This is a genomic window from Streptomyces sparsogenes subsp. cuspidosporus (genome assembly GCF_039532705.1).
GTDB classification, from domain to species: Bacteria; Actinomycetota; Actinomycetes; order Streptomycetales; family Streptomycetaceae; genus Streptomyces; species Streptomyces sparsogenes.
This window is the reverse complement of the sequence record NZ_BAAASD010000073.1, coordinates 1-24,569: the sequence shown is the minus strand read 5'-3', so window position 1 is coordinate 24,569 and position 24,569 is coordinate 1. Positions and strand designations below refer to the sequence as shown.

The following is a 24,569-nucleotide window of genomic DNA, read 5'->3' as shown; positions in this document are numbered from 1 at the left end:
GCCCGCGTCGCCCGCCGCGTCGCTCAGCGCCCGCCCGCGCGACCACGCGCGGGGCAGCACCCGCACGAGCCGTCCGCGCCGCACTGGGCGCACGGGGCGCGCGCCCGCGGAGAGCACCCGCACGCCCGCCGCGTGGCTCAGCGCGCCGTCCGCCGCGTCTCCGCGTGGAAGCAGCCGTACACCACGGACCGCACATGGACCACGGCCGCCTCCGGATTCCGGCGGTAGACCTCGGCCAGGCCCTCCTCGATCGTCATGTCCCCGCCGTCCAGCAGCAGCCCGCCGATGATGTCGCCCGCGGCCGAGTACGCCCGCAGCACCCGCTGCTCGCCCCGCATGGCGTCCGGGTAGCCGCCGCCCTGCCAGCCGCCGCAGTCCTCGGGATGGATGAAGACCGGGCCCACCTCGTCGTACGGGCCCGGCGTGGCGCCGGTTTCCAGCGCCCAGCGGCGCAGTGGGGCGTACGAGACCAGCGCGATCGTCTCGCCCGGACGGCTGCGGCCCAGGCAGCAGCGCAGCGGGTTGCCGCCCTCGTCGTCCACCACCGTGCGCGGCGGGTTGCCCGCGTCGTCGCCGGTCCGCAACTGCTTCAGCACGTGGGGCGCGATGGCCCGGATCTCGTAGTCCTTGCTCATGCCGTCCATGCTGGCCGCCGGGGACGGGCCGAGCCGGCGGGATTCGGACGGCGCGCTGTGCGGACGCCGGCGTGCAGGGGGGCTTGACACCATGCTGGCACTCCGTCAGATTCAGCCCGCGGACATGGGACGTCCGATGTCTTGAATGACCAGAACATGAATGCCCGACAATTCGTACGCTCGTCAGAAGGCTGGGTTCCGATGAGTCTGCCGACTCCGCTCACCGGTGTCGTTCCGCCCCTGTGCACCCCCCTCACCCGCACCGGCGAGGTCGACACCCGGTCCCTCGCCGCGCTCGCCGAGCGGCTGATCGGCGCCGGGGTCAGCGGTCTGTTCGCCCTCGGGTCCAGCGGCGAGGCCGCCTATCTGAGCGACCGTCGGCGCCGCACCGTCCTGGAGACCGTGACCGAGGCCGCGGCCGGCCGGGTGCCGGTGCTCGCCGGTGTGATCGACATGACCACCGAGCGGGTGCTCGACCATGCCCGCGCGGCGGCCGCGGCGGGCGTGGACGGCCTGGTGGCCACCGCGCCGTTCTACACCCGCACCCACCCGGCGGAGATCGCCGACCACTTCCGGCGCATCCGCGGCGGCGCCGGGCTGCCGCTCTTCGCGTACGACATCCCGGCCTCCGTGCACACCAAGCTCACCCCGGCCCTCGTCCTCCCGCTCGCCGCCGACTCCACGCTGGCCGGGCTCAAGGACAGCAGCGGGGACGACGGCGCGCTGCGCCGCCTCCTGGTCGAGGTGCGCCGACGCGGGCTGGACGGCTCCTTCTCCGTGCTCACCGGCTCGGAGCTGGCCGTGGACGGGGCGCTGCTGGCCGGGGTGCACGGTGTCGTCCCCGGCCTGGGGAACGTCGACCCGGCCGGCTTCGTACGACTGTACGACCATGCCCGGGCGGGGCGCTGGAAGCAGGCGGCGGCCGAACAGGACCGGCTGGCCGCCCTCTTCGCCCTCACCGACGTCGGCGACCCGGCCGCCATGGGAGGCAGCTCCTCCGCCCTCGGCGGCTTCAAGGCCGCCCTCCACCTGCTGGGCGTCATCGACTGCCCGGCCACCGCCCCTCCCCAGGTGCCACTGGACGACGCCGCCGTGGACTCCGTACGCCACATCCTCGAGGACGGAGGGCTCCTCCGGTGACCACACCCCTGCCCTGGTACCGGGAAGTCTCCCCCCGGCAGTGGAAGGCGATGTTCGCCGCCTGGATCGGCTATCTGCTCGACGGCTTCGACTTCGTCCTGATCACGCTGGTCCTGACGGAAATAGCCGACGAGTTCGACCTGAGCGACGCCTCGGCCGCCGGCCTGGTCTCCGGGGCGTTCATCACCCGCTGGCTCGGCGGGGCGCTGCTCGGCGCGATGGGGGACCGCTACGGGCGCAAACCCGCCATGATCGCCAGCATTCTGCTCTACTCCCTGGGCACCTTCGCCTGCGGCTTCGCCTGGGACTACTTCAGCCTCTTCACCGCCCGGCTGCTGATCGGCATGGGGATGGCGGGGGAGTACAGCGCGAGCGCGACCTATGTCCTGGAGAGCTGGCCGGCCCGGGTGCGCAACCGCGCCTCCGGCTTTCTGATCTCCGGGTTCGCGGGCGGCTCGATCCTCGCCGCCGAGCTCTACAAGTGGGTGGTGCCCCACTGGGGCTGGCGCCCGCTGTTCTGGATCGGGGTCCTGCCGGTGATCGTGGCGCTGTGGGTGCGGCGCGCGCTCCCCGAGGCCGGGGACTGGAGCGCGACGGCGCGCGGCGAGGCGCGGCCGAACCCGTTCCGGCCGCTGTTCACCGGGCGCCGTCGGGCCTCGCTGAACACGGCGCTCGCCATGGCCGCGAGCGCCGCGCTGTTCTGCGTCTTCACCCCGTTGGGCGAGGGGATGGTGTGGCCGCTGGCGCTGCTCGCGGCGGGCTGTCTGTTCGCCTTCGCCGCCCAGCTCGGCGGGCGCCGCCGCTGGGTGGTGTACGTGGCGCTGATGTGCACCGTGTTCTGCGCCTTCCTCTACAGCTGGCCCATCCAGGCGCTGCTGCCCACCTACCTGAAGAAGGAGCTCGGCTACGACCCGGCCCAGGTCACGGACATGATGTTCTACGCCGGGTTCGGGACGATGGCCGGCTGCTGGCTCGCCGGGTTCACGGGCGACTGGCTGGGGACCCGGCGCGCCTACGCCTGGACCCTCCTGGCTTCGCTCGCCTTCGTCTTCCCGGTCTTCGCGGTGCAGGACAGCCTGGTCGGGCTCGGGGTGCTGCTGTTCTTCCTGCTCGCCCTCAGCCAGGGGATCTCCGGGATCCTGCCCAAGTACATCGCGGGTCACTTCCCGACCGGCAGCCGGGCCGCGTCCCTCGGCTTCGTCTACAACACCGGGGCGCTCGGCGGGGCGGTGGCGCCGGTGCTGGGCGCCCACTTGGCGGAGGGCATGTCCCTCGGGCGGGCGCTCGCGGTGCTGACCTTCGGGCTCACCCTGCTGGTGATCGTGCTGGTCGGCGGCAATGTCCCGCAGCGGCTCGGGCGGCTGTCCGACCCGGAAGGGCCCGATGACCACCTCGTGCCCGAGCGGCCGTTGTCGTCCCCTGCCGCTAGCGTGGAGAAGGCCGGCTGAGGGCCGGCGCCGCGCATGCGGCACCGCTGGTCAAGTGCCTGATCGGAGTGGGGTTCCTGAGGGCCCGTCCGGTTGTCCACAGGCCCGCCCGGGGGCTTGTGGAATGCCGGGCGCGTTCTTAGCATCAGCGGTGTTACAGCGGTGGTGTCACACGGTTTGGGGACGGCATGGCGGCGACAGAGCAGGGCCCGCTGACGGGGGTGCGGGTGGTGGAGCTCGCGGGGATCGGGCCCGGCCCGTTCGCCGCCATGCTCCTGGCCGACCTGGGCGCCGACGTCGTCCGCGTCGACCGGCCGGGCGGCACCGGCGGGCTGAAGGTCGACCCGGCGTACGACCTGGCCAACCGCAACAAGCGCTCCGTGCTGCTCGACCTCAAGACCGAGCCGGGCCGGGCGGCCGTGCTCGACCTCGCCGAGCGCGCCGACATCCTCCTCGAGGGATACCGCCCCGGCGTCGCCGAGCGCCTGGGTGTGGGCCCCGACACCTGCCTGGCCCGCAACGCCCGCCTGGTCTACGGCAGGATGACCGGCTGGGGCCAACAGGGCCCACTCGCCGACCGCGCCGGTCACGACATCGCCTACATCGCCGTCACCGGCGCGCTCGGCATGATCGGCGCCTCGGACGGCCCGCCCCTCGCCCCCGCCAACCTCCTCGGGGACTACGCGGGCGGCGCGCTCTATCTGGTGATCGGCGTCCTCGCCGCCCTCCAGCACGCCCGCACCTCCGGCACCGGCCAGGTCGTGGACGCCGCGATCGTGGACGGCACCGCCCATCTGACGGCCGCGATCCACGGCATGATGGCGGCGGGCGGCTGGCAGGACCGGCGCGGCGCCAACCTCCTCGACGGCGGCTGCCCCTTCTACGGGACCTATGAGACCGCCGACGGCGGCTATATGGCCGTCGGCGCCCTCGAGCCCAAGTTCTACGCGGAGTTCACCGAGCTCCTCGGCATCGCGGAGGACGCCCCGGGCCGCCGCGACTTCGACCGCTGGGGCGAGCTGCGCTCCCTGATCGCCGACCGCTTCAAGCAGCGCACCCGCGAGGAGTGGACGGCGGTCTTCGCCTCGTCCGACGCCTGTGTCGCCCCCGTCCTCTCCCTCCGCGAGGCCCCCGCCCACCCCCACCTGGCCGCCCGCGCCACCTTCGTCGACCACGGCGGCATCACCCAGCCCGCCCCCGCGCCGCGGTTCTCCGCCACCCCGGGCGCGGTGCGCCGCCCGCCCGCCCGGCCGGGGGCCGACGCCGACGAGGTGGCCCGCGAGTGGGGCCTGCCGCCCTTCCCGCGGGAGGAGCCGTCGTGAGGCGCCGCACCGCCGCGGCCGTGCCGCGCTCCCTGCCGTCCCCCACCCCCGAAAGGCTGCCGTCGTGAGCACCGAAGCGTATGTGTACGAGGCCATCCGCACCCCGCGCGGGCGCGGCAAGCCCGACGGGGCCCTGCACGGCACCAAGCCGGTGGATCTCGTGGTGGGCCTCATCCACGAGATCCGGCGGCGCCTGCCCGGCCTGGACCCCGCGGCCGTCGACGACGTCGTGCTCGGCGTCGTCAGCCCGCTCGGGGACCAGGGCTCCGACATCGCCAAGATCGCCGCCATCGCCGCCGGGCTCCCCGAGACGGTCGCCGGCGTCCAGGAGAACCGCTTCTGTGCCTCCGGCCTCGAAGCCGTCAACCTGGCGGCGGCCAAGATCCGCTCCGGCTGGGAGGATCTGGTGCTGGCGGGCGGCGTCGAGTCGATGTCACGGGTCAAGATGGGCTCCGACGGCGGCGCCTGGTTCGCCGACCCGATGACCAACTACGAGACCGGCTTCGTGCCCCAGGGCATCGGCGCGGACCTCATCGCCACCGTCGAGGGCTTCACCCGCCACGACGTCGACTCGTTCGCCTCCCTCTCTCAGGAGCGCGCCGCCCAGGCGTGGAAGGAGGGCCGCTTCGACCGCTCCGTCGTCCCGGTCCGGGACCGCGCGGGCCTCACGGTCCTCGACCACGACGAGCACATCCGCCCGGGGACGACGCCCGGGTCCCTGGCCGGGCTGAAGCCCTCCTTCGCCACCATCGGCGCGGCGGGCGGGTTCGACGCCGTCGCGCTGCAGAAGTATCACTGGCTCGAGGCCATCGACCATGTCCACCACGCCGGAAACTCCTCCGGCATCGTGGACGGCGCGGCCCTGGTGGCCATCGGCAGCGCCGAGGTCGGCGAGCGCTACGGCCTCACTCCCCGCGCCCGTATCGTCTCCGCCGCCGTCTCCGGCGCCGACCCGACGATCATGCTCACCGGCCCCGCCCCCGCCACCCGCAAGGCGCTCGCCAAGGCCGGGCTGGCCATCGACGACATCGACCTGGTCGAGATCAACGAGGCCTTCGCGGCCGTCGTGCTGCGTTTCGCCCGGGAGATGGGGCTCGGCCTCGAGAAGATCAATGTCAATGGCGGAGCGATCGCCATGGGGCATCCGCTCGGCGCGACCGGGGCGATGATCCTGGGCACCCTCATCGACGAGCTGGAGCGGCGCGGGCAGCGCTATGGGCTGGCCACGCTGTGCGTCGGCGGCGGCATGGGCATCGCCACGGTCGTCGAGCGCGTCTAGGGCCGGCCGCCGCCCGCCCCCCGACTTCCCAGGGAGACCGAAGAACATGACCAGCCCCACCGCCGAGTCCACCATCCGCTGGGAGCGCGGCGACGACGGCATCGTGACCCTCGTCCTGGACGACCCCCACCAGTCCGCCAACACCATGAACGCCGCCTTCGTCTCCTCCCTCACCGCGGTCGCCGACCGTCTCGAGGCCGAGCGGGAGTCGATCCGCGGCATCGTCGTCACCTCCGCCAAGAAGACCTTCTTCGCGGGCGGCGACCTCAAGGACATGATCAAGATTGGGTCGGAGGACGCCCAGCGGGCGTACGACACGAGCGTGGAGGTCAAGCGCGGCCTGCGCCGCATCGAGACGCTCGGCAAGCCCGTCGTCGCCGCGATCAACGGCGCGGCCCTCGGCGGCGGCTTCGAGATCGCCCTCGCCTGCCACCACCGCGTGGCCCTCGACGCCCCTGGATCGAAGATCGGCTGCCCCGAGGTCACCCTGGGGCTGCTGCCGGCCGGCGGCGGCGTGGCCCGTACGGTCCGGCTCCTCGGCGTCGCCGACGCGCTGCTCACGGTCCTGCTCGAGGGCCGGCAGTACTCCCCCCGCCGGGCGCTGGAGGCCGGCCTGGTCCACGAGGTCGCGGACTCCTCGGAGGAGATGCTGGCCAAGGCCCGCGCCTTCATCGACGCCCACCCCGAATCCCAGCAGCCCTGGGACGTCAAGGGCTACAAGATCCCCGGTGGCACCCCCGCCCACCCGAAGTTCGCCGCCGACCTCCCCGCCTATCCCGCGAATCTGAGGAAGCGGCTGGGCGGCGCCCCCTACCCGGCGCCGCGCAACATCCTGGCCGCCGCCGTCGAGGGGGCCCAGGTCGACTTCGAGACCGCGCAGATCATCGAGTCCCGCTACTTCGTGGAGCTGGTCACCGGCCAGACCGCCAAGAACATGATCCAGGCGTTCTTCTTCGATCTCCAGGCGGTCAACTCCGGCGCCGGCCGGCCCGAGGGCCTCGCGCCGCGGCAGGTCCGCAAGGTGGCTGTGCTGGGCGCCGGGATGATGGGCGCGGGCATCGCCTACTCCTGCGCCAAGGCGGGCATCGACGTGGTCCTGAAGGACGTGTCGGAGGAGGCCGCCGCGAAGGGCAAGGCCCATGCCCAGGGGCTGCTGGACGCGGCCGTCTCCAAGGGCCGTACGACCGAGGCCGAGCGGGACGCGCTGCTCGCCCGCATCGCCCCCACCGCCGACCCCGGCGACCTAGTCGGCTGTGACGCGGTCATCGAGGCGGTCTTCGAGGACCCGGCGCTCAAGCACAAGGTCTTCCAGGAGATCGAGGGCGTCGTCGCGCCCGATGCCCTGCTGTGCTCCAACACCTCCACCCTCCCCATCACCCTGCTCGCCGAGGGCGTCCAGCGCCCCGCCGACTTCATCGGCCTCCACTTCTTCTCGCCCGTCCACAGGATGCCGCTGGTGGAGATCATCAAGGGCGAGCGGACCGGCGACGAGGCCCTGGCCCGCGCCTTCGACCTGGTGCGGCAGATCCGCAAGACCCCGATCGTCGTCAATGACTCGCGCGGCTTCTTCACCTCGCGCGTCATCGGCCAGTTCATGAACGAGGGCGTGGCGATGGTGGGGGAGGGCGTCGATCCCGCCTCCGTCGAGCAGGCCGCCGCCCAGGCCGGCTACCCGGCCAAGGTGCTGGCGCTGATGGACGAGCTGACCCTGACCCTGCCGCGCAAGATCCGCGAGGAGACGCGGCGGGCCGTGGAGGAGGCGGGCGGCACCTGGCAGCCGCACCCCGCCGACGCGGTCATCGACCGGATGGTCGAGGAGTTCGGGCGGCCGGGCCGCGCCCAGGGCGCCGGGTTCTACGCGTACGACGAGCGGACCGGCGAGCGGACCGGCCTGTGGCCCGGTCTGCGGGAACACTTCACCAAGCCCGAGGTCGCCGTGCCCTTCGAGGACATGAAGGAGCGGATGCTCTTCTCCGAGGCGCTGGACACCGTCCGGCTCCTGGAGGAAGGCGTGCTGACGTCGGTGGCCGAGGCGAACATCGGCTCCCTCCTGGGCATCGGCTTCCCCGGCTGGACCGGCGGCGTGCTGCAGTACGTCAACGGCTACCGGGGCGGGCTGCCCGGCTTCGTGGCGCGCGCCCGAGAGCTCCAGGACAGGTACGGCGACCGCTTCGCGCCGCCGCGGCTGCTGCTGGACAAGGCGGACAGGGGCGAGACGTTCACCGACTAGCCGGGACGGGGTCTCAGGCGCGGTGGGCGGCGTCCTCGCCCTCCGCCGCGTCCTGCCCGTACCAGCCGCGCAGCTCCCGCTTCATCGACCGCTGGAAGGCGATCACCAGCGACTGCACCACCAGCGGCTGCATATGCGCCGACAGCGACTTCTTCGCCCTGATCCGCTCGGGGCCCGACGGGCCGGACCCGCCCTCCTGGTCGGGCCCCCACACCTCCTCGCGGAAGAGCCTGCTCAGCTCGCGGGCCGCGGACCGGGAGTGTTCGAGGACGACCGTGTGGGCCGCCAGGATGGTCTCCAGCGCGATCGGCACATCGAGCAGCCGCATACCCAGGTGCAGCACACCGGGGTCGATGCGGAAGACGTCCGGGTCGTCCGTGCGCTCCAGCACGTTCAGCGCGGCCAGCCGGTCGACGTCCTCCTCCGACAGCGGCCGTCCGGCCCGCCGCGCCAGCTGCTCCCGGGAGGCCACCTCCGGCGCGTCGGGCGCCCAGGAGGCGACCAGGGCGCGGTGGATGGCCAGGTCGTCCGCGCTCAGGTCGGGCGGGAGCTGCCGCAGATAGCGCTCGATGGCGGACAGCGTCATGCCGTGGTGCTGGAGTTCCTCGATCAGCGCCAGGCGGGAGAGGTGCTCGGGCCCGTAGTGGCCGACCCGGCGCGGGCCGATCACCGGCGGCGGCAGCAGCCCCCGGGTGCCGTAGAAGCGCACCGTACGGACCGTCACCCCGGCGCGGGCCGCCAACTCGTCGACGGTGAGCGTCGGCTCCTCGGTGTCCGTGGTCGCCATGTCGGTGTTCGCCATGCGCCGCGCCTCGCTCTCCGCCCTGCTGCACGATCGGGATCCTCGGTCGGGTTCTCCAGTATTGCTGTCTCACCACTGGTGTGAAGCCCCTCGGCCGTCCCGCCGGGAACATACTGGAGGTGTGGCCACCGCCGACGACAGCCGTCCCGGGGCGGGCGGCCCCCAGCCGCCGCCCGTCGGCGGCATCCTGTGGGCCCGACACAGCGAACGCAGCGGCGGCGCGCGGCGCGCGCCTGAGGGCCGCGCCCCGGCCCCCGAAGCGCGAAGGCTCCGGGGCCGGGGCACGGGACCGCGCGGGGTGGGGGAGTGCCCCTGGGGGAGCGTCAGCGGCCCGCGCGGCCGTGGACGGTGTCCGTCGCGTGGATCGCCTTCCAGGACTTCGGCCGCGCCACCGTCGCCCCCGCACCGTCTCCCGCGTCCGCGTCCGCGTCCGCATCCGCATCCGCATCCGCGTCCGCACCGATGCCCGCCGCCCGCGCGGCCGGCGCGCCCGGCTTGGACGCCGTGAACAGCCAGGTGTCGAAGAGTTCCCCGAGCGGCTTGCCGGAGACCTTCTCGGCGAACACCTCGAAGTCCCGCACCGACGCGTTGCCGTAAGCCCGGTCCCTGGGCCACTTCTTGAGGATCGTGAAGAAGTCGTCGTCGCCCACCGTGTTCCGCAGCGCCTGCAGCGCGATCGCCCCACGGTCGTACACCGCCGCGTGGAACTGGTTGTCCGGCCCCGGATCCCCCGGCTTCACCGTCCAGAACGCGTCCTCGGCCGGGTGCTGCGCGTACGTGTAGTCCGCGAGCTCCTGCGCCGTGCCCTCACCCTCCTTCTCCGACCACAGCCACTGCGCGTAGCGCGCGAAGCCCTCGTTGACCCAGATGTCGCGCCAGTCCTTCAGCGAGACGCTGTCGCCGTACCACTGGTGGGCGAGCTCGTGGACCACTACCGAGACGTTCGAGCCGCTCGCGAACTGCCGGGGGCTGTAGAACGGGCGGGTCTGGGTCTCCAGCGCGTAGCTCGTGGGCACGTCGGGCACATAGCCGCCGAGCGCGTCGAAGGGGTACGGGCCGAAGACCCCGCTGAGCCAGTCCGCGACCTCGGCGCTCCGTTCGACGCTCGCCTTCGCCGCGCCCGCGCCCGCGCCCAGGTTCTTGCTGTACGCGTTGAGGACCGGCAGGCCGTTCTCGGTGGTGTCGGTGGTGATGTCGAACCTGCCGACCGCGAGGGTGGCCAGATAGGTGGCCTGCGGCTTGCCGGAGCGCCAGCTGTAGCGCGTCCAGCCCAGCCGCGACGTGGTCGACACCAGCCTGCCGTTGCTGATCGCCTGCGTCCCGTCGGGCACCGCCACCGACACGTCGTAGGTGGCCTTGTCGAGCGGGTGGTCATTGCTCGGGAACCACCACCACGCCGCCTCCGGCTCGTTCGCCGCCACCCCGCCGTCCCGGGTGCGCAGCCAGGAGGTGAACCCGCCCACCTTCACCGCCGAGGGCGTGCCGCCGTACCGCACGACCACCGTGAAGGGGCGGCCCGAGTCGAGCGGGGCCGCCGGGGTGATCTCCAGCTCGTGGTCGCCCTTCGCCGCGAACGCCGCCTTCCTGCCGCCCACCAGCACCTCGCTCACATCGAGCGCGAAGTCGAGGTTGAAACGGGACAGGTCCTGGGTGGCGGTGGCCAGCACCGTCGCCGTGCCCTCCAGGCGGTCGGTGGCCGGCTGGTACTTCAGCCGCAGGTCGTAGTGGGAGACGTCGTACCCGCCGTTGCCGTAACCGGGGTAGTACGAGTCCCCGATCCCGGGCGCGCCCGGGGTGGCGTCGGCCGCCGAGGCCGGGACCGCCAGCAGCAGGCAGGCCGCGGCCGCGGTCGGGACGATGAGTCTGTGACGCACGGGTCCTCCAACTCGTCGGGCAGAACGATCAACGCAGACACTAGGTACTCGCGGCGGACCCCTCATGTCCATCACCGACCACGACACACGATCGACATCCGGCCGACATCCGTGGTCACGGTGACCTCACATACCTCGGAACGCCCTCTTCTCCCCACGAGTTGACTCGCGCTACGGTCCGCCCGTGCTGCTACGTATGCGGAAGCCCCGCCTCGACCCGGCCCCCACCGAGTTGCCCTCGATCCCCCGCATCCCGCTGATCCGCGCGGCCGCGGCCGGCGCCGTCGCGCTGCTGACCACGTCCGTCCTCACCGCGCCCGCCCGGGCGGAAACACCCGCGCCCCGTACCGGATTCGAGGTCAGCCAGGGCGCGCGCTGGACCACCCAGCCGGAGGAGGAGCGCTTCCTCGCCGCCGTCGACGCCGCGAGCGCGCGCGTCGCCGTCGACCGCATCGGCACCACCGCCCAGGGCCGCCCGCTGCGCCTGGTGCGCATCGGCGCGCCCGCCGCCCCGGCCCGCACCACGGGCGGCAACACCCTGCTGCTCATCTGCTCCCAGCACGGCGACGAGCCGTCCGGCCGCGAGGCCTGCCTGTCCACCGTCCGCGACCTGGCCTACGCCAAGGACGCGCGGACCAAGCGCTTCCTGGAGCGCACCAACGTCCTGGTCATACCGACCGCCAACCCCGACGGCCGCGCCGCCGACACCCGCGGGAACTCCGCGGGCGTCGACATCAACCGCGACCACATCGCCCTCAAGACCGCGGAGGCCCGCGCCGCGGCGGCAGTCCTCCGCGACTGGCGGCCCGACACCGTCTACGACCTCCACGAGTACGGGGCCACTGTCCCGTACTACATGAAGGACCTGTTGGCCCTGTGGCCGCGCAACCTCAACACCGCGGACGCCGTGCACGAAGAGGCGCGCACGCTCTCCGACTCGTACGTCCGGCCGCGCGCCGAGCAGGCGGGCTTCGACACCGGCGTCTACGGCATCTGGACCGACCCCAAGACCGGCGACCCCGTCAAGCAGGTCGCGGGCGACGGCCAGGAGCGGATCCTGCGCAACACCGCCGGGGTCAAGAACTCCGTCGGCCTTCTCGTCGAAACCCGGGTCGACGCGCTCACCGACGCCGAAAAGGCCGACCCGGCGCTCAACAACCGACGCCGCGTGGGCTCCCAGCTCGCCGCCCTCGACGGGGCCTTCGACTTCGTGGACCAGCGCCGCGGGCGCATCGAGGCCGCCACCACCCGCGCCCGGCTGACCGGCTACGCCGACCGCGGTCCGGTCTACCTCGGCGGCGCCGACAACGACCCGGCGGGGGAGGACGAGATCCTCGCCGACCCGCCGTGCGGCTACCGGCTGGACGCCGAGCAGTACGCGCTGGTCAAGGACGAGCTCGCGCTGCACGGCGTCACGGTGCGCCCCCGGCACGGCGGGGCGGACGGCGCGTTCGTACCGCTGCGCCAGTCACTGCGCGGGCTGGTGCCGCTGCTCCTGGACGGCCGCGCCGCCTACCACCTGGCCGAGGGACAGCCCGTCAACCAGTGCTGACGAGCAGCCCGGCGGCCTCCTCCGCACACCCCCACGAGACGGTGACGCCCGCGCCGCCGTGTCCGTAGTTGTGCACGAGGCGGCCGCCGGGCGCGGTCTCCGCCTCCAGCCGTACCCGTGACCGGGCCGGGCGCAACCCCACCCGGTGCCCGATCACGCGCGCGTCCGCCAGCCCCGGGCGGACGCGCGCGCAGCGGGCCACGATGGCCTCGGCCGTCGCCGGATCCGGCGTCAGGTCCCAGACGCCCTCCCGGGCGGTGCCGCCGAGGATCACCCCGTACGGCTGGGGCAGCAGGTAGACCGTGTCGGCCGAGCCGGGGTCGGCGGCGACGAACCACTCGTCGAGGCCCGGGTCCTCCACGATCACCAGCTGGCCCTGCACGGGGTGCACCCCGGCGTCGGGCACCAGGTCGCGGGCGCCGAGGCCGGCGCAGTTGACGACGAGCGGCGCGGCCCCCGCGGCCTCGTCCAGACCGGCCACGGCGCGCTGCTCGACGGTGCCGCCCGCCCCCTCCAACCGCCGCCGCAGATAGTCCAGATACGTCACCATGTCGACCAGCGGAACGCGCGCCCGCAAACCGTGGTCCCAGCCCTCCGGCAGCTCCTCGCGGCGCGCCGGGCGCAGCCCCGGCACCTCGGCGGCCCACGGGCCGAGGTCCTCGGGGCCGGTGCCCGCCAGCGTCCCCTCGACCATCCGGACCCCGGTCTCCTCCGGCCGGGCCGCGAGCTCGGTCAGCACGCCCAGCGTGCGCAGGGACCAGGCGCCCACCTTCTCCTCGGGCTCCACCCGATAGGGCCACCACAGCCCCCCGGCCACCGCCGACGTGGTGTCCCCGGCCGGGTCCCGGCTCCACACCGCCACCCGCACTCCGCGCTCGGCCAACATGATGGCGCTGGTCAGGCCGATGACCCCGGCTCCGACGACTATCGCATCGCTCGTCATGCCCGGAGGTTACGCCCTGGCGCCCCGGACGCTCGGGCATGGGCGCGGCGCCGCGTCCCGGGCAACGCCTCGTTCAGGTCACCGGCACGTTCAGGTCACCGGCACCGTAAAGACGCGGTCCAGGGTGACACCCCTCAATGCCTCCCCTCCGCGGGCCCCGCCCCGCACGCCGAAAACCTCGCGACAGCGCCCTCACCCGTCCGGTTAGGATCGGCGCCCTGATGACTGCCACACTCGTCGCCAAAGACCTCGCCGCGGGACACGGTGACCGCACCCTCTTCTCCGGCCTCGACCTGGTCGTGGCGCCCGGGGAGGTGATCGGACTCGTCGGCGTCAACGGCGCCGGGAAGTCCACCCTCCTGCGGCTGCTGGCCGGCCTGACCGAACCCGAGCAGGGCGCCGTGCGGCTCAGCCCGCCCCACGCGACCGTGGGCCATCTGCCGCAGGAGCCCGAGCGGCGGCCGGGGGAGACCGTACGGGACTTCCTGGCCCGGCGCACCGGCGTGGCCGCCGCCCAGACCGCGCTCGACGCCGCCACCCAGGCGCTGGTCGACGGTGCGCCCGGTGCCGACGACACATACGCCACCGCCCTGGAGCGCTGGCTCGCGCTCGGCGCCGCCGACCTGGACGAGCGCGCGGACGAGGTCGCGACCTCGCTGGGGCTCGACGTGTCTCTGGACCGGCACATGACCGACCTGTCGGGCGGGCAGGCGGCGCGCGCCGGACTCGCCTCGCTGCTGCTCAGCCGCTACGACGTCTTCCTGCTCGACGAGCCGACGAACGACCTGGACCTGGACGGGCTGCAACGACTGGAGACCTTCGTGAACGGGCTGCGGGCCGGCACGGTGCTGGTCAGCCACGACCGCGAGTTCCTCGCCCGCACGGTCGACAGGGTCCTCGAACTCGACCTCGCCCAGCAGGAGGTGAACCTCTACGGCGGCGGCTACGCCTCCTACCTGGAGGAGCGCGAGACCGCCCGGCGGCACGCCCGCGAGCGCTACGAGGAGTACGCCAACACCCGCTCCGCCCTGGAGACACGGGCCCGCACCCAGCGCGCGTGGATGGAGAAGGGCGTCAAGAACGCCCGCCGCAAGGCCACCGACCGCGACAAGATCGGGCGCAACGCCCGGGTCGAGGCCACCGAGAAGCAGGCCGCCAAGGCGCGCCAGACCGACCGGATGATCGAGCGGCTCGAGGTGGTGGAGGAGCCGCGCAAGGAGTGGGAGCTGCGGATGGAGATCGCCGCCGCGCCGCGCTCGGGCGCGGTGGTGGCGACCCTGCGCGGCGCCCAGGTACGGCGCGGCGACTTCCGTTTCGGCCCCGTCGACCTCCAGATCGACTGGGCGGACCGGGTGGCGGTCACCGGGGCGAACGGCTCCGGCAAGTCCACGCTGCTGGCAGCCCTCCTCGGCCGCCTCCCGCTGGACGCGGGCGCGGCGGCGCTCGGTCCCGGGGTGGTCGTCGGCGAGATCGACCAGGCGCGCGCCCTGTTCTTCGGCGGCGAATCGCTGCTGGACGCCTTCGGCGCGGCGGTGCCGGAGACGCCGCCGGCGGAGGTGCGCACACTGCTGGCCAAGTTCGGCCTCAAGGCCGACCACGTGCTGCGGTCCGCGGCCACCCTCTCCCCGGGCGAACGCACCCGCGCGGCGCTCGCCCTTCTCCAGGCCCGGGGCGTCAACCTCCTGGTACTGGACGAACCCACCAACCACCTCGACCTGCCCGCCATCGAGCAGCTCGAGTCCGCGCTCGCCTCCTACACCGGCACGCTCCTCCTGGTCACCCACGACCGCCGCATGCTCGACGCGGTCCACACCACCCGCCGCCTCCACGTCACCGACGGCCAGGTCACCGAAGCCTGACCCGCCCCACCCACCGGCCCCGGGCCCCGGAGGCCGCCCGGACGAGCGCGCCTCACATCGCCGGGCCCCGAGGCGCCGCCCGCGCCGGGGAACCCCTCGCTGCCTGCGTCGGGGAAGTGGCCTTGCCGCCCCTGCCGGGCCGCGGGCCCTCGCGGGGCCGTGGACGCGTGCTCCGGCGCCCGCGCCGATGCCCGGTCAACGCGGCTACGCGCCCCCGGCGCTGGGCTTCGCCCCGCGCCGGGGGCGCGGCCGGGCCGCGCCCCCGGCGCCGCAGATGCGAATCCTGGTGGCCTGCCGCCGCCCTGCCCGGCGCCGCGATGTGACGTGGCGGGGGCGTCGGCGTGCCGGGCGCCGTAAGTCGCTGGGGAGAAGGCCTCGTCGGCCGTGCCGGGCCGTAGACCCTCGCGGGGCCGTGGACGCGTGCTCCGGCGGACGGCAACGGCGCTACGCGAGGCGCGGCGCCGGGCGCCGCTCCCGCGCCGGGGGCGCGGCTTTGCCGACCGCGGCTGGGCCGCGGCCCTCACCGCCGCGCCGACCCGCCCTGCGGGGCGGCACGGCGAGGCGGCGGGACCCAGCCGCCCTCGCCCCGCGCCGTCGCCGGGCGGGGGAGCGGGGGACGGACCACGGCGCGGGGCCGTGGGGGAACCGCGCCGGAGGCGCTACCGCTTTTTGGGGTCCAGCAGGCCCGCCCGCCGCAGTGCGTCCGCCATCGCGCCGTTGGCCGGGGTCGCGTCGCGGCCGCCGCCTGTGCCGCGCTGGCCACGGCCGCCACCCTGGCGCTGCTGGGGGGCGCCCCGGCGGCCGGCGCCGCGAGGGGCGCGGCCGTCCTGGTCGGAACGGTCGCGCCCGCGATCCCGGCCGCCGCCGGGTCCCGAGCCCGCGCCCGCCTCGTCGTCCAGCCGGAGCGTCAGCGAGATCCGCTTGCGCGGGATGTCCACGTCGAGGACCTTCACCCGCACGATGTCGCCCGGCTTCACCACATCCCGCGGGTCCTTGACGAACGTCTTCGACATCGCGGAGACATGGACCAGGCCGTCCTGGTGCACACCGACGTCGACGAAGGCCCCGAACGCGGCCACGTTGGTGACGACGCCCTCCAGGATCATCCCCGCCGTGAGGTCGCCGATCTTCTCGACGCCCTCCTTGAAGGTCGCGGTCTTGAACGCGGGCCGCGGGTCGCGGCCGGGCTTCTCGAGCTCCTTGAGGATGTCGGTGACCGTGGGCAGACCGAAGGTGTCGTCGACGAACTCCTGCGGCTTGAGCCTGCGCAGCACAGCCGTGTTGCCGATGAGGGACGCCACGTCGTCGCCCGCGGAGGCGGCCATCGCCCGCACCACGGGATACGCCTCCGGGTGCACGCTGGAGGCGTCCAGCGGGTCGTCGCCGCCGCGGATGCGCAGGAAGCCCGCGCACTGCTCGTAGGCCTTGGGGCCGAGCCGGGGCACGTCCTTGAGGGCCTTGCGGCTGCGGAAGGGGCCGTGGGCGTCGCGGTGGGCGACGATGTTCTCCGCGAGGCCGCTGCCGATGCCGGAGACCCGGCTGAGGAGCGGGGCGGAGGCGGTGTTGACGTCGACGCCGACGCCGTTGACGCAGTCCTCGACGACCGCGTCGAGCGAGCGGGAGAGCTTCACCTCGGACAGGTCGTGCTGGTACTGGCCGACGCCGATCGACTTCGGATCGATCTTGACCAGCTCGGCGAGCGGGTCCTGGAGCCGCCGCGCGATGGACACGGCCCCGCGCAGCGAGACGTCAAGACCGGGCAGCTCCTGGGAGGCGAAGGCCGACGCGGAGTACACGGAGGCCCCGGCCTCGGAGACCATCACCTTGGTGAGCTTCAGCTCGGGGTGCTTGCCGCACAGCTCACCCGCCAGCTTGTCGGTCTCGCGGGACGCCGTGCCGTTTCCGATCGCGATGAGCTCGACGTCGTGCTCGCGCGCCAGCCGCGCCAGCTTGGCGAGGGAGTCGTCCCACTTGTTGTGCGGGACGTGCGGATAGATCGTGTCGGTCGCGGCCACCTTGCCGGTCGCGTCGACGACGGCGACCTTCACGCCCGTACGGAAGCCGGGGTCCAGCCCCATCGTGGCGCGGGTGCCGGCCGGGGCGGCGAGGAGGAGGTCGCGCAGATTGGCGGCGAAGACGCGCACCGCCTCGTCCTCGGCGGCCTGCCGCAGCCGCAGCCGCAGGTCGATGCCCAGGTGCACCAGGATCCGGGTGCGCCAGGCCCAGCGGACCGTGTCGGCCAGCCACTTGTCGGCGGGGCGGCCCCGGTCGGCGATGCCGAAGCGCTGGGCGATGCTGCGCTCGTACGAGGTGGGGCCGGCCTCCTCGGAGGGCTCCTCCGGCTCCAGGGTGAGCTCGAGGACCTCCTCCTTCTCGCCCCGGAACATCGCCAGCACCCGGTGCGAGGGCAGCTCCGTGAACGGCTCGGCGAAGTCGAAGTAGTCGGCGAACTTGGCGCCCGCCTCCTCCTTGCCGTCCCGCACCTTGGTGGCCACCCGCCCGCGCGTCCACATGCGCTCGCGCAGCTCGCCGATGAGGTCCGCGTCCTCGCTGAACCGCTCGGTGAGGATGGCCCGCGCGCCCTCCAGCGCGGCGGCGGGGTCCGCGACCCCCTTGTCGGCGTCGACGAAGGCGGCCGCGGCGGCCAGCGGCTCCACGGAGGGGTCGCCAAGCAGCCCCTCGGCCAGCGGCTCGAGGCCGGCCTCCCGCGCGATCTGGGCCTTGGTGCGGCGCTTCGGCTTGTAGGGGAGGTAGATGTCCTCCAGCCGGGCCTTGGAGTCCGCGGCGAGGATCTGCGCCTCCAGGGCCTCGTCGAGCTTCCCCTGGGACCTGATCGACTCCAGGACCGCGGCGCGCCGCTCCTCCAGCTCCCGCAGATAGCGCAGCCGCTCCTCGAGGGAGCGCAGTTGCGCGTCGTCGAGCATCTCGGTCGCTTCCTTGCGGTAGCGCGCGATGAACGGCACGGTCGAGCCGCCGTCGAGCAGCTCGACGGCGGCCCTCACCTGCCGCTCCCGTACGCCGAGCTCCTCGGCGATCCTGCCTTCGATGGACGTCGTCACGATCACGCTCCGCTTTCTGTCTGCGCTGCGATCTGCATTGTGGCAGGTGGCGCCGACACAGCGGGCGCGACCGGCGCGTCCGGGCACCGGGGCGGGTGATCAGACGTGCCTGCGGCGGCCCGCGCCCGTCCGCGAGGCCCCGCCGAAGAGGCGGGCGAGAGCGCGGAAGGGGAGCGTCACCACGGAGGCGAGCGTCGACCCGATGGCGCGGAGAACATCGGCGATGGCACGGAACACAAGGGCCTCCTCACGGTCGGTCTGGTCCGTCTCATCCACGGGGCGTGAATCCCACTGGCATGACCGGCAGCCGTCGCCGGGCGCCGTACGCAGCGCGGGGCACGGGCACTCGCCGGCGTGCGCGGCGCGCGGTTGAGCGCCCTGGTGAGGCGGCCGATCGCGCTCCACATCCGGGTACCCACCGCACCGTGGGCAAACCTGGCCGCCGCCGCTCAGCGCTTGCCGATGAGGTCCGCGGGGAACGCCCCCGCCTCCATCGCCGCCTTGGTGAAGGCGCCGGCCAGCTCGGTCAGCCGCGCCACGCCGGCCGCCCCGAGATGCTCGTAGGGGGCCTGGTCCAGCCGGTCGGTCTCGTCCTCGATGGCCTTGCGCAGGTCCGTGCCCGCCCGCGTCAACTCCCCGTCGGCGGCGAGCAGTCCACGCTCACGCAGCCGCTCCCGCGCCGCCTCCCACTCCTCGGCCGACCAACCCCGGGTCCGCAGGATCCACTTCGGGGACATGCCCTTGCCGCTCGCCGTATGGCTGGCCAGCGCCTCGACGGGGTCGAGCCCGGCGCTCACGAGGGTCATCAGATGCCCGTCGCCGCGGTGCTCGCGCAGGAGCGTCGCGGCGTGCCAGTAGGCCAGGTGCGGGGCTTCGGGGACGGGGAGGTCGGCGTGCGCGGCGTACAGGGGGCGGGCGGCGCGGGAACACGCCTCGGTGGCGCGCAGCGCCAGCTCCGCGGCCTCGGCCATCTCCTTGGAGGAGAGCGCGTCGTCGCCGAGCAGCCGCCGCAGCACACTGTCGGCCGCGCGCAGCCGGGCCTCCAGCGCGGCCTCGGGGGAGATGACCTCCCAGGCGGCGGGGAGGTGGCGGGCGACCAGGTCGTGCTTGAAGTTGTAGAAGGTGGCGGTGACGGTCCCGGCGCCGACCCGGCCGAACGCCGCGGCGCGGCTGACGAAGTAGTCGGCGTCCCGGTCCGGCAGCCCCAGCCGCTCGAACTCGCGCGCGATGTCCGGGGCGAAGTACACGGTCGAGTGGAGCGGGTTGACGACGGCGTGGCAGCGCCGTGCGGCACGTGCGGGGAGTGAGGTCATGCCCGCATGTTACTTACTGGTAAGGAGTGTGTCCCGGGCCCGGCCTACGCGGGGGCATCGGCGTCCGCCGGCTCCTGGGGGCTCCAGCGAAAGCGCGGGGGGCGCCGTTCGAGGAAGGCCGCGACGCCCTCCGCGGCCTCGCCGCTGTCGCGCATCTGGTCCCGCCAGTACTCCAGGCGCGCCGGATCGACGGGCCCGGCCGTGAACTCCTTGGCCGCCGCCTGGGTGAGCGCCGAGCGGGACACCAGGATCCGCGTGAACTCCGCCACCCGGTCCGCCAGCCCGCCCGGGGGCAGCACCTCGTCCACGAGCCCGGTCCGCAGGGCCCGCTCGGTGCCGATCAGCTCGCCGGACAGCAGCAGGTATTTGGCGGTGGCCGGCCCGACCAGCTCCGTCAGCCGCCGGGTGGAGCCGGGCGCGTAGACGATCCCGAGCCTGGCCGGGGTGACGCCGAAGCGGGCCCCCTGCTCGGCGAAACGCAGGTCGCAGGCAGCGGCCAGCTGGCAGCCGCCGCCCACACAGGAGCCGCGCACCGCGGCGAGCGTCGGTCTGGGGAAACGGGCCAGGGCCTCCTCGGCGGGCAGCGCGAGCGCGGTGGTCTCCTCGTAGGTCGCGCCCAGCGCGCCGATGTCCGCGCCCGCGCTGAAGGTGTCCCCCTCGCCCGTGAGCACCAGCGCCCGTACGGCGGGGTCGGCGGCGAGCCGCTCCAGCAGCGGGGGCAGCGCGCGCCACATGCCGGGGGTCAGCGCGTTGCGCTTGCCGGGGTTGTGGATCACGACGGTCGCTATGCCGTCGGTGACGTGGTGCTGCAGGCAGGGCTCCATGGGGCGGATCGTATCCGGGCCGCTCAAGTGACTGTCCGCATCGTCGGAAGCAAGCCGGGCAGGAACAGTCGAGCGAGTGACCCTGGCATACGCACGCGGTCAAAAGACGTCGATAGGCGGCGACTTGTGCTCAGTTACCCGGTCCGTACCAACGCGTTCCCAACACTCGATGACCAGTGGGTCGAGCTGTTGCGAGGGGTGGGGATCGGACATGGAGATCGTCGGGAGCGTCCCTCCTGAACCGGGAGCGGCCCCGCCCCGCGGGCAGGCCGCGTACGAGGGCGTCTGGCGCTTCGCCGCCCCCGCCCTGGACTCCTCGGTCCCCCGGGCCCGCCACGCGGTCCGGGACCTGCTGGCCCACCAGCGGGTGCCCGCCCCCGACGATCTCGTGCAGAACCTGCTGCTGATCGTCTCCGAACTGGTCACCAACGCCGTGCGGCACGCGGCGCTGCTCTCCCCGGAGATCGCCGTGGAGGTGTCCATCGGCCCGGACTGGGTGCGGGTCGCGGTCGAGGACAACCACCCCTACCGGCCCAAGGCGCTGGCCGCCGACCAGGGCCGCACCGGAGGGCGCGGGCTGTTACTGGTGCAGACGATCGCCGAGGAGACGGGCGGCGTCTATGACGTCCAGCACACCGCGAGCGGCGGCAAGGTGGTCTGGGTCGCGCTGCCGCTCGCGGCCGCCCGGGCGGCGCTGACCGCTACCAGCCTGCCGCCGATCCGGTGATCTCCCGGATCGCCGGCCGGGCCGCGTCCAGCACGGTCAGGAACCAGGCCGAGAAGGGATTCCCCTCCAGCAGCCCGGCCAGCTCCTCGGGGGAGACGAAGGCGATCTCGCCGATCTCCTCCGGGTCCGGCTCCGGCTTGCCCCGCACCAGCCCCGCGAAGAGGTGGTTGTACTCCTGCTCCACCAGGCCCGACGCCGGATCCGGGTGGTTGTAGCGCACCGTGCCCGCCTCGCGCAGCAGCGCGGGCGCCACCCCCAGCTCCTCGGCGGTGCGCCGGGTCGCGGCCACGAACGGCGGCTCGCCGGGGTAGGGGTGACCGCAGCAGGTGTTCGACCACACGCCGGGGGAGTGGTACTTCCCCAAGGCCCGGCGCTGGAGCAGCAGCCGCCCGTCGTCGTCGAAGAGGAAGACGGAGAAGGCCCGGTGCAGCCGGCCGGGGGCGAGGTGGGCGGAGAGCTTCTCCGCGGTGCCGATGGTCACCCCGTCCTCGTCGACCAGCTCCAGCATGATCGGTTCCGTGGAACCGGCCTCCGCGCCCGGCGCGGAGGGCCTGGCGGTGTCGGTGGTGCGGCCGTTGGCGGGTGTGATTGGCATGACCATCCTCATCGTTTGTCTCGGACCCTTCAAGTCTGCCGCACCGGTGCCATGTGTCAGTGGCAAAGTTTGGCTTCGTGCTCAGCATGTCCGCCCGGCTCCAACTGGAACGTGCAGTGAGCCACATCGAAGTGATCCCCCAGACAACCCTGCAACTCGTGCAGCAGCCGCTCGTGGCCGACCGAGTCCAGCACCCGCCTGCCGACCACGACGTGCGCGGAGAGTACCGGCATCCCCGAGGTGATGGTCCACACATGGAGATCGTGCAGGCCCTCCACGCCGGGGAGGGCCAGGATGTGTGCCCTCACCTGGTCCATGTCCACGTTCCGCGGCGCCGCCTCCAGCAGGACGTTCAGGGTGTCCCGCAGCAGCCGGTACGTCCGCGGCACGATCATCAGGCCGATCAGCAGGGAGGCGATCGGGTCGGCCGCCCGCCAGCCGGTGGCCACGATGATCCCCGCCGAGACGAGGACCGCGACCGACCCCAGCGCGTCCGCCAGCACCTCCAGGAACGCCCCGCGCACATTCAGGCTGTCCCGCTGGCCGCCCCTGAGCACCGCCAGCGACACCATGTTCGCGGCCAGGCCGACGGCGCCGAAGAGGATCGTCAGCCCGCCCTGGGTGGCGGCCGGGGTGATCAGCCGCAGCACCGCCTCGCACAGGATGTAGCCCCCCACGCCGAGCAGCAGCAGACAGTTCGCCAGCGCCGCCAGGATCTCGGCCCGCGCGTAGCCGTAGGTGCGCCGCGGGCTCGGCGGGCGGTTCGCGAAGTGGATCGCCAGCAGCGCCATGGCGAGCCCGAGGGCGTCGGTGGCCATGTGGCCGGCGTCCGCGAGCAGCGCGAGCGAGTCGGCGAGCACCCCGCCGACCACCTCCACGGCCGTCACCGCGAGCGTGATGCCGAGGGCGGCCCGCAGCCGCCACCGGTGCGCGGCGCCCGCCGTGCCGAGGCCGCCGCCGTGGTCGTGGCCTGCGCCCATGTACGGCCTCCTCCCGCGCGCCGTCGGGCCGGGCGCGCCTGCCTTACGGCCCAGTGAACTACGGCCGCGCCCGGCGGCGCGGTCAGCCGCGCCGGGCTCGGGTGGGCCGCGGCCGCCTCCGGTCAGCGCCGGACTCCGGCGGGCCGCGGTCATCTCCGGCCGACCGCAGCCGTCTCCGGTCGGCCGCGCCGGGCTCCGGCCGGTCAGGGGTGCTCCGGTCAGCGCCGGACTCCGGTCGGCCGCGCGGCCTCCGGCCGCCCACGGCGACCTCTGGCCGACCGCAGCCGCCTCTGCCCGCCCACGGCCACCTCCGGTCGGCCTCGCCGTGCCCGAGGCCGTGTGGCAGGAGGGCCCGCCGCGCCGGGCTCCCTACCGCCGCACGGCCTCCGGGTGGTTCAGGCACCAGCCCGCCCAGGCCGACCGCACCATCTCCGCCACCCCGTGCCGCGCGCTCCAGCCCAGCTCCTTGGCGATCAGCTCGGCCGAGCCCACCACCCGGGCCGGGTCGCCCGGGCGCCGGGCCTCGACCACCGGGGCGAGCTCCGGGCGGCCGGTGACCTCGCCGATCAGCCGCGCCATCTCGCGCACCGACACCCCCCGGCCGGTGCCGATGTTCACCGTCAGATCGCCGCCCCCCGGCCGCTCGGCCAGCCGGCGGGCCACGGCGAGGTGGGCGGAGGCCAGGTCCTCGACATGGATGTAGTCGCGCACGCAGGAGCCGTCCGGCGTCGGATAGTCGTCGCCGAAGATCCGGGGCGCCTCGCCGTGGGTGATCCGCTCGAACATCATCGGGATGATGTTGGACACCCCGGTGTCGGACAGCTCGGGGCGGGTGGCGCCCGCCACATTGAAGTAGCGCAGACAGGCCGTGGAGATCGAATGAGCCGCTCCGGTGGCTCTGACCAGCCACTCTCCGGCCAGCTTGGTCTCTCCGTACGGATTCATCGGATGGCACGGGGTGTCCTCGGTGACGAGTTCCACATCCGGCATCCCGTAGACGGCGGCGGAGGAGGAGAAGAGGAAGCTCCCGATCCCGGCCTCGACCACCGCCTCCAGCAGCACCGTCAGGCCGTGCACGTTCTCGCGGTAGTAGCGCAGCGGCTGCTCGACGGACTCCGCGACCTGCTTCTTCGCCGCCAGGTGCACCACCCCGGTCACGCCGAGGTCGGCGAAGGCGCGGCCCAGCAGCTCGCGGTCGAGCGTGGAGCCGGCCACCAGCGGGACGCCGTCCGGCAGGCGCTCGGGGCGGCCGCTGGACAGGTCGTCGAGCACGGCGACGCGCTCTCCGGCCTCGGCCATGACCCGTACGACATGCGACCCGATATATCCGGCACCACCTGTGATCAGCCACGTCATGACCGCACCCTATCCACTGCCGGGGCGGGCGGCCGTTTGTCGCGGGGAGCCGCCATCCACCATGATGATCGCGGCAGTGGAAGCCATCGTTCCCGCGATCGGGTGATGAATGTGCGGTGAACGGACGCTTCCTTCCATCCGATAGCCTCTGCCGACGTGCCGCCCGCCCCGCGCGGGGCCCGGGGCGTGCGACGACCGCTGTCCGGACGGCGGCCCCCCGGCCGATGCCTGTCCGGCGCGGCCACCGTGCCAGCTGCCAAGGAGTGAGTTCGTCTGTCGACCGCCATTCTCACCGGTCCCGCGGTCGCGGGCTCGTCCCTCGAGGACGACCTGCGGTCGCTGGGGTTCGACGTGCGCGCGGCAGCCGACGCCGCCGGGGTCGCGAGGGAACTCGCGGCGGCCCCGGCGCGTGAGCGGGTGGCGCTGGTCGACCCGCGCTTCGTCGGCCACGTCCACGCGCTCCGCCTGGCCCTGACCGACCCCCGCTTCCCGGCCGCCGCGGTCCACGGCGCCCTCACCGCCCAGCCGGAGGCCCGCGCAGCGCTCACCCGCGCGCTGACGGCGTACGCGCCGGGCGCGGCGGCGGCCGGGCGCGGCGAGGAGTTCTTCGAAGGTCTGCCGGTCCCGGGGGTCGGCGAGGTCCAGCCGGGTG

Annotated in this window: 19 protein-coding genes and 1 pseudogene; 9 read left to right on the top strand and 11 right to left on the bottom strand. The window is 73.8% G+C overall.

Features of this window, described 5'->3' with window-relative positions; genetic code table 11:
• Positions 1 to 137: 137 nt before the first annotated feature.
• Complete coding sequence (locus ABFY07_RS40810) at positions 138 to 635, bottom strand: DUF1203 domain-containing protein (RefSeq protein WP_346179313.1); 498 nt, start codon at positions 633 to 635, stop codon at positions 138 to 140.
• Positions 636 to 836: 201 nt separating this feature from the next.
• On the opposite strand from ABFY07_RS40810, the gene ABFY07_RS40805 reads away from it, so the two are divergent.
• From ABFY07_RS40805 to ABFY07_RS40785, 5 genes are all read left to right on the top strand, one after another.
• Complete coding sequence (locus ABFY07_RS40805) at positions 837 to 1,775, top strand: dihydrodipicolinate synthase family protein (protein WP_346179312.1); 939 nt, start codon at positions 837 to 839, stop codon at positions 1,773 to 1,775.
• Between the two features lie 50 nt (positions 1,776 to 1,825).
• Entirely contained in the window at positions 1,826 to 3,223 is a 1,398-nt protein-coding gene (locus tag ABFY07_RS40800) for a sialate:H+ symport family MFS transporter (protein ID WP_428837101.1), read from the top strand.
• Between the two features lie 167 nt (positions 3,224 to 3,390).
• Positions 3,391 to 4,524 (top strand): CaiB/BaiF CoA transferase family protein, encoded by a 1,134-nt coding sequence (locus ABFY07_RS40795; RefSeq protein WP_346179310.1) that lies wholly within the window; start codon positions 3,391 to 3,393, stop codon positions 4,522 to 4,524.
• 64 nt (positions 4,525 to 4,588) lie between these two features.
• Positions 4,589 to 5,803, top strand: a complete 1,215-nt coding sequence (locus tag ABFY07_RS40790) for an acetyl-CoA C-acetyltransferase (RefSeq protein ID WP_346179309.1) — start codon at positions 4,589 to 4,591, stop codon at positions 5,801 to 5,803.
• 46 nt (positions 5,804 to 5,849) lie between these two features.
• Positions 5,850 to 8,033 carry a 3-hydroxyacyl-CoA dehydrogenase NAD-binding domain-containing protein gene (locus ABFY07_RS40785; RefSeq protein ID WP_346179308.1) on the top strand — a complete coding sequence of 728 codons (2,184 nt, stop codon included), beginning with the start codon at positions 5,850 to 5,852 and terminating at the stop codon, positions 8,031 to 8,033.
• A 13-nt stretch (positions 8,034 to 8,046) separates the two neighbouring features.
• Here the strand turns inward: ABFY07_RS40785 and ABFY07_RS40780 are convergent, their stop codons facing one another.
• Entirely contained in the window at positions 8,047 to 8,835 is a 789-nt protein-coding gene (locus ABFY07_RS40780) for a MerR family transcriptional regulator (RefSeq protein ID WP_346179307.1), read from the bottom strand.
• Between the two features lie 323 nt (positions 8,836 to 9,158).
• The gene (locus tag ABFY07_RS40775; RefSeq protein WP_346179306.1) at positions 9,159 to 10,709 is read right to left on the bottom strand and encodes a M1 family metallopeptidase; all 1,551 of its coding nucleotides are present in this window, start codon (positions 10,707 to 10,709) and stop codon (positions 9,159 to 9,161) included.
• Positions 10,710 to 10,905: 196 nt separating this feature from the next.
• Here ABFY07_RS40775 and ABFY07_RS40770 point away from each other — a divergent pair, with 196 nt between their 5' ends.
• Positions 10,906 to 12,261, top strand: a complete 1,356-nt coding sequence (locus tag ABFY07_RS40770) for a M14 family metallopeptidase (RefSeq protein ID WP_346179314.1) — start codon at positions 10,906 to 10,908, stop codon at positions 12,259 to 12,261.
• Here the strand turns inward: ABFY07_RS40770 and ABFY07_RS40765 are convergent.
• Entirely contained in the window at positions 12,248 to 13,204 is a 957-nt protein-coding gene (locus ABFY07_RS40765) for an FAD-dependent oxidoreductase (protein WP_346179305.1), read from the bottom strand. The genes ABFY07_RS40770 and ABFY07_RS40765 overlap by 14 nt on opposite strands.
• Positions 13,205 to 13,425: 221 nt before the next feature.
• On the opposite strand from ABFY07_RS40765, the gene ABFY07_RS40760 reads away from it, so the two are divergent.
• A complete protein-coding gene (locus ABFY07_RS40760) occupies positions 13,426 to 15,063 on the top strand; it encodes an ABC-F family ATP-binding cassette domain-containing protein (RefSeq protein ID WP_346179304.1) in 1,638 nt (545 codons plus the stop codon).
• Positions 15,064 to 15,722: 659 nt separating this feature from the next.
• Here the strand turns inward: ABFY07_RS40760 and ABFY07_RS40755 are convergent.
• The 4 genes from ABFY07_RS40755 to ABFY07_RS40740 form a co-directional block, all read right to left on the bottom strand.
• Positions 15,723 to 18,122, bottom strand: a complete 2,400-nt coding sequence (locus tag ABFY07_RS40755; protein WP_346179303.1) for a Tex family protein — start codon at positions 18,120 to 18,122, stop codon at positions 15,723 to 15,725.
• A 99-nt stretch (positions 18,123 to 18,221) separates the two neighbouring features.
• Positions 18,222 to 18,359 carry an LPFR motif small protein gene (locus ABFY07_RS40750; protein WP_281182494.1) on the bottom strand — a complete coding sequence of 46 codons (138 nt, stop codon included), beginning with the start codon at positions 18,357 to 18,359 and terminating at the stop codon, positions 18,222 to 18,224.
• Between the two features lie 212 nt (positions 18,360 to 18,571).
• Positions 18,572 to 19,435: an SCO6745 family protein gene (locus ABFY07_RS40745; protein ID WP_346179302.1), complete on the bottom strand. Its 864-nt coding sequence runs from the start codon at positions 19,433 to 19,435 to the stop codon at positions 18,572 to 18,574.
• A 44-nt stretch (positions 19,436 to 19,479) separates the two neighbouring features.
• Positions 19,480 to 20,259, bottom strand: coding sequence for an enoyl-CoA hydratase/isomerase family protein (locus tag ABFY07_RS40740; protein WP_346179301.1), 780 nt, complete (start codon positions 20,257 to 20,259; stop codon positions 19,480 to 19,482).
• Between the two features lie 211 nt (positions 20,260 to 20,470).
• Here ABFY07_RS40740 and ABFY07_RS40735 point away from each other — a divergent pair, with 211 nt between their 5' ends.
• Complete coding sequence (locus ABFY07_RS40735) at positions 20,471 to 20,986, top strand: ATP-binding protein (protein WP_065965903.1); 516 nt, start codon at positions 20,471 to 20,473, stop codon at positions 20,984 to 20,986.
• Here the strand turns inward: ABFY07_RS40735 and idi are convergent.
• The 3 genes from idi to galE all read right to left on the bottom strand — a co-directional run bounded on the left by idi (position 20,961) and on the right by galE (position 23,917).
• Entirely contained in the window at positions 20,961 to 21,581 is a 621-nt protein-coding gene (idi, locus tag ABFY07_RS40730; RefSeq protein ID WP_346179300.1) for an isopentenyl-diphosphate Delta-isomerase, read from the bottom strand. The two genes, ABFY07_RS40735 and idi, sit on opposite strands and share 26 nt — an antisense overlap.
• 56 nt (positions 21,582 to 21,637) lie before the next feature.
• Positions 21,638 to 22,561: a cation diffusion facilitator family transporter gene (locus ABFY07_RS40725; RefSeq protein WP_346179299.1), complete on the bottom strand. Its 924-nt coding sequence runs from the start codon at positions 22,559 to 22,561 to the stop codon at positions 21,638 to 21,640.
• A gap of 369 nt (positions 22,562 to 22,930) precedes the next feature.
• On the bottom strand, positions 22,931 to 23,917 hold the full coding sequence (gene galE / locus ABFY07_RS40720) for a UDP-glucose 4-epimerase GalE (protein ID WP_346179298.1): 987 nt from the start codon (positions 23,915 to 23,917) through the stop codon (positions 22,931 to 22,933).
• 273 nt (positions 23,918 to 24,190) lie between these two features.
• Between galE and ABFY07_RS40715 the strand changes: the two are divergent.
• Positions 24,191 to 24,569, top strand: a pseudogene (locus ABFY07_RS40715) (CDP-alcohol phosphatidyltransferase family protein); the annotation flags it as partial.

Excerpts from the sequence above, each read along its gene's own strand:
- ABFY07_RS40760 (WP_346179304.1), top strand. The coding sequence starts at position 13,426 with ATGACTGCCACACTCGTCGCCAAAGACCTCGCCGCGGGACACGGTGAC.
- ABFY07_RS40740 (WP_346179301.1), bottom strand. The coding sequence starts at position 20,259 with ATGGAGCCCTGCCTGCAGCACCACGTCACCGACGGCATAGCGACCGTC.
- ABFY07_RS40735 (WP_065965903.1), top strand. The coding sequence starts at position 20,471 with ATGGAGATCGTCGGGAGCGTCCCTCCTGAACCGGGAGCGGCCCCGCCC.
- ABFY07_RS40780 (WP_346179307.1), bottom strand. The coding sequence starts at position 8,835 with ATGGCGAACACCGACATGGCGACCACGGACACCGAGGAGCCGACGCTC.
- ABFY07_RS40770 (WP_346179314.1), top strand. The coding sequence starts at position 10,906 with ATGCGGAAGCCCCGCCTCGACCCGGCCCCCACCGAGTTGCCCTCGATC.
- ABFY07_RS40810 (WP_346179313.1), bottom strand. The coding sequence starts at position 635 with ATGAGCAAGGACTACGAGATCCGGGCCATCGCGCCCCACGTGCTGAAG.
- ABFY07_RS40800 (WP_428837101.1), top strand. The coding sequence starts at position 1,826 with ATGTTCGCCGCCTGGATCGGCTATCTGCTCGACGGCTTCGACTTCGTC.
- ABFY07_RS40785 (WP_346179308.1), top strand. The coding sequence starts at position 5,850 with ATGACCAGCCCCACCGCCGAGTCCACCATCCGCTGGGAGCGCGGCGAC.
- ABFY07_RS40745 (WP_346179302.1), bottom strand. The coding sequence starts at position 19,435 with ATGACCTCACTCCCCGCACGTGCCGCACGGCGCTGCCACGCCGTCGTC.
- ABFY07_RS40795 (WP_346179310.1), top strand. The coding sequence starts at position 3,391 with ATGGCGGCGACAGAGCAGGGCCCGCTGACGGGGGTGCGGGTGGTGGAG.
- ABFY07_RS40765 (WP_346179305.1), bottom strand. The coding sequence starts at position 13,204 with ATGACGAGCGATGCGATAGTCGTCGGAGCCGGGGTCATCGGCCTGACC.
- ABFY07_RS40805 (WP_346179312.1), top strand. The coding sequence starts at position 837 with ATGAGTCTGCCGACTCCGCTCACCGGTGTCGTTCCGCCCCTGTGCACC.
- ABFY07_RS40725 (WP_346179299.1), bottom strand. The coding sequence starts at position 22,561 with ATGGGCGCAGGCCACGACCACGGCGGCGGCCTCGGCACGGCGGGCGCC.
- idi (WP_346179300.1), bottom strand. The coding sequence starts at position 21,581 with ATGCCAATCACACCCGCCAACGGCCGCACCACCGACACCGCCAGGCCC.
- galE (WP_346179298.1), bottom strand. The coding sequence starts at position 23,917 with ATGACGTGGCTGATCACAGGTGGTGCCGGATATATCGGGTCGCATGTC.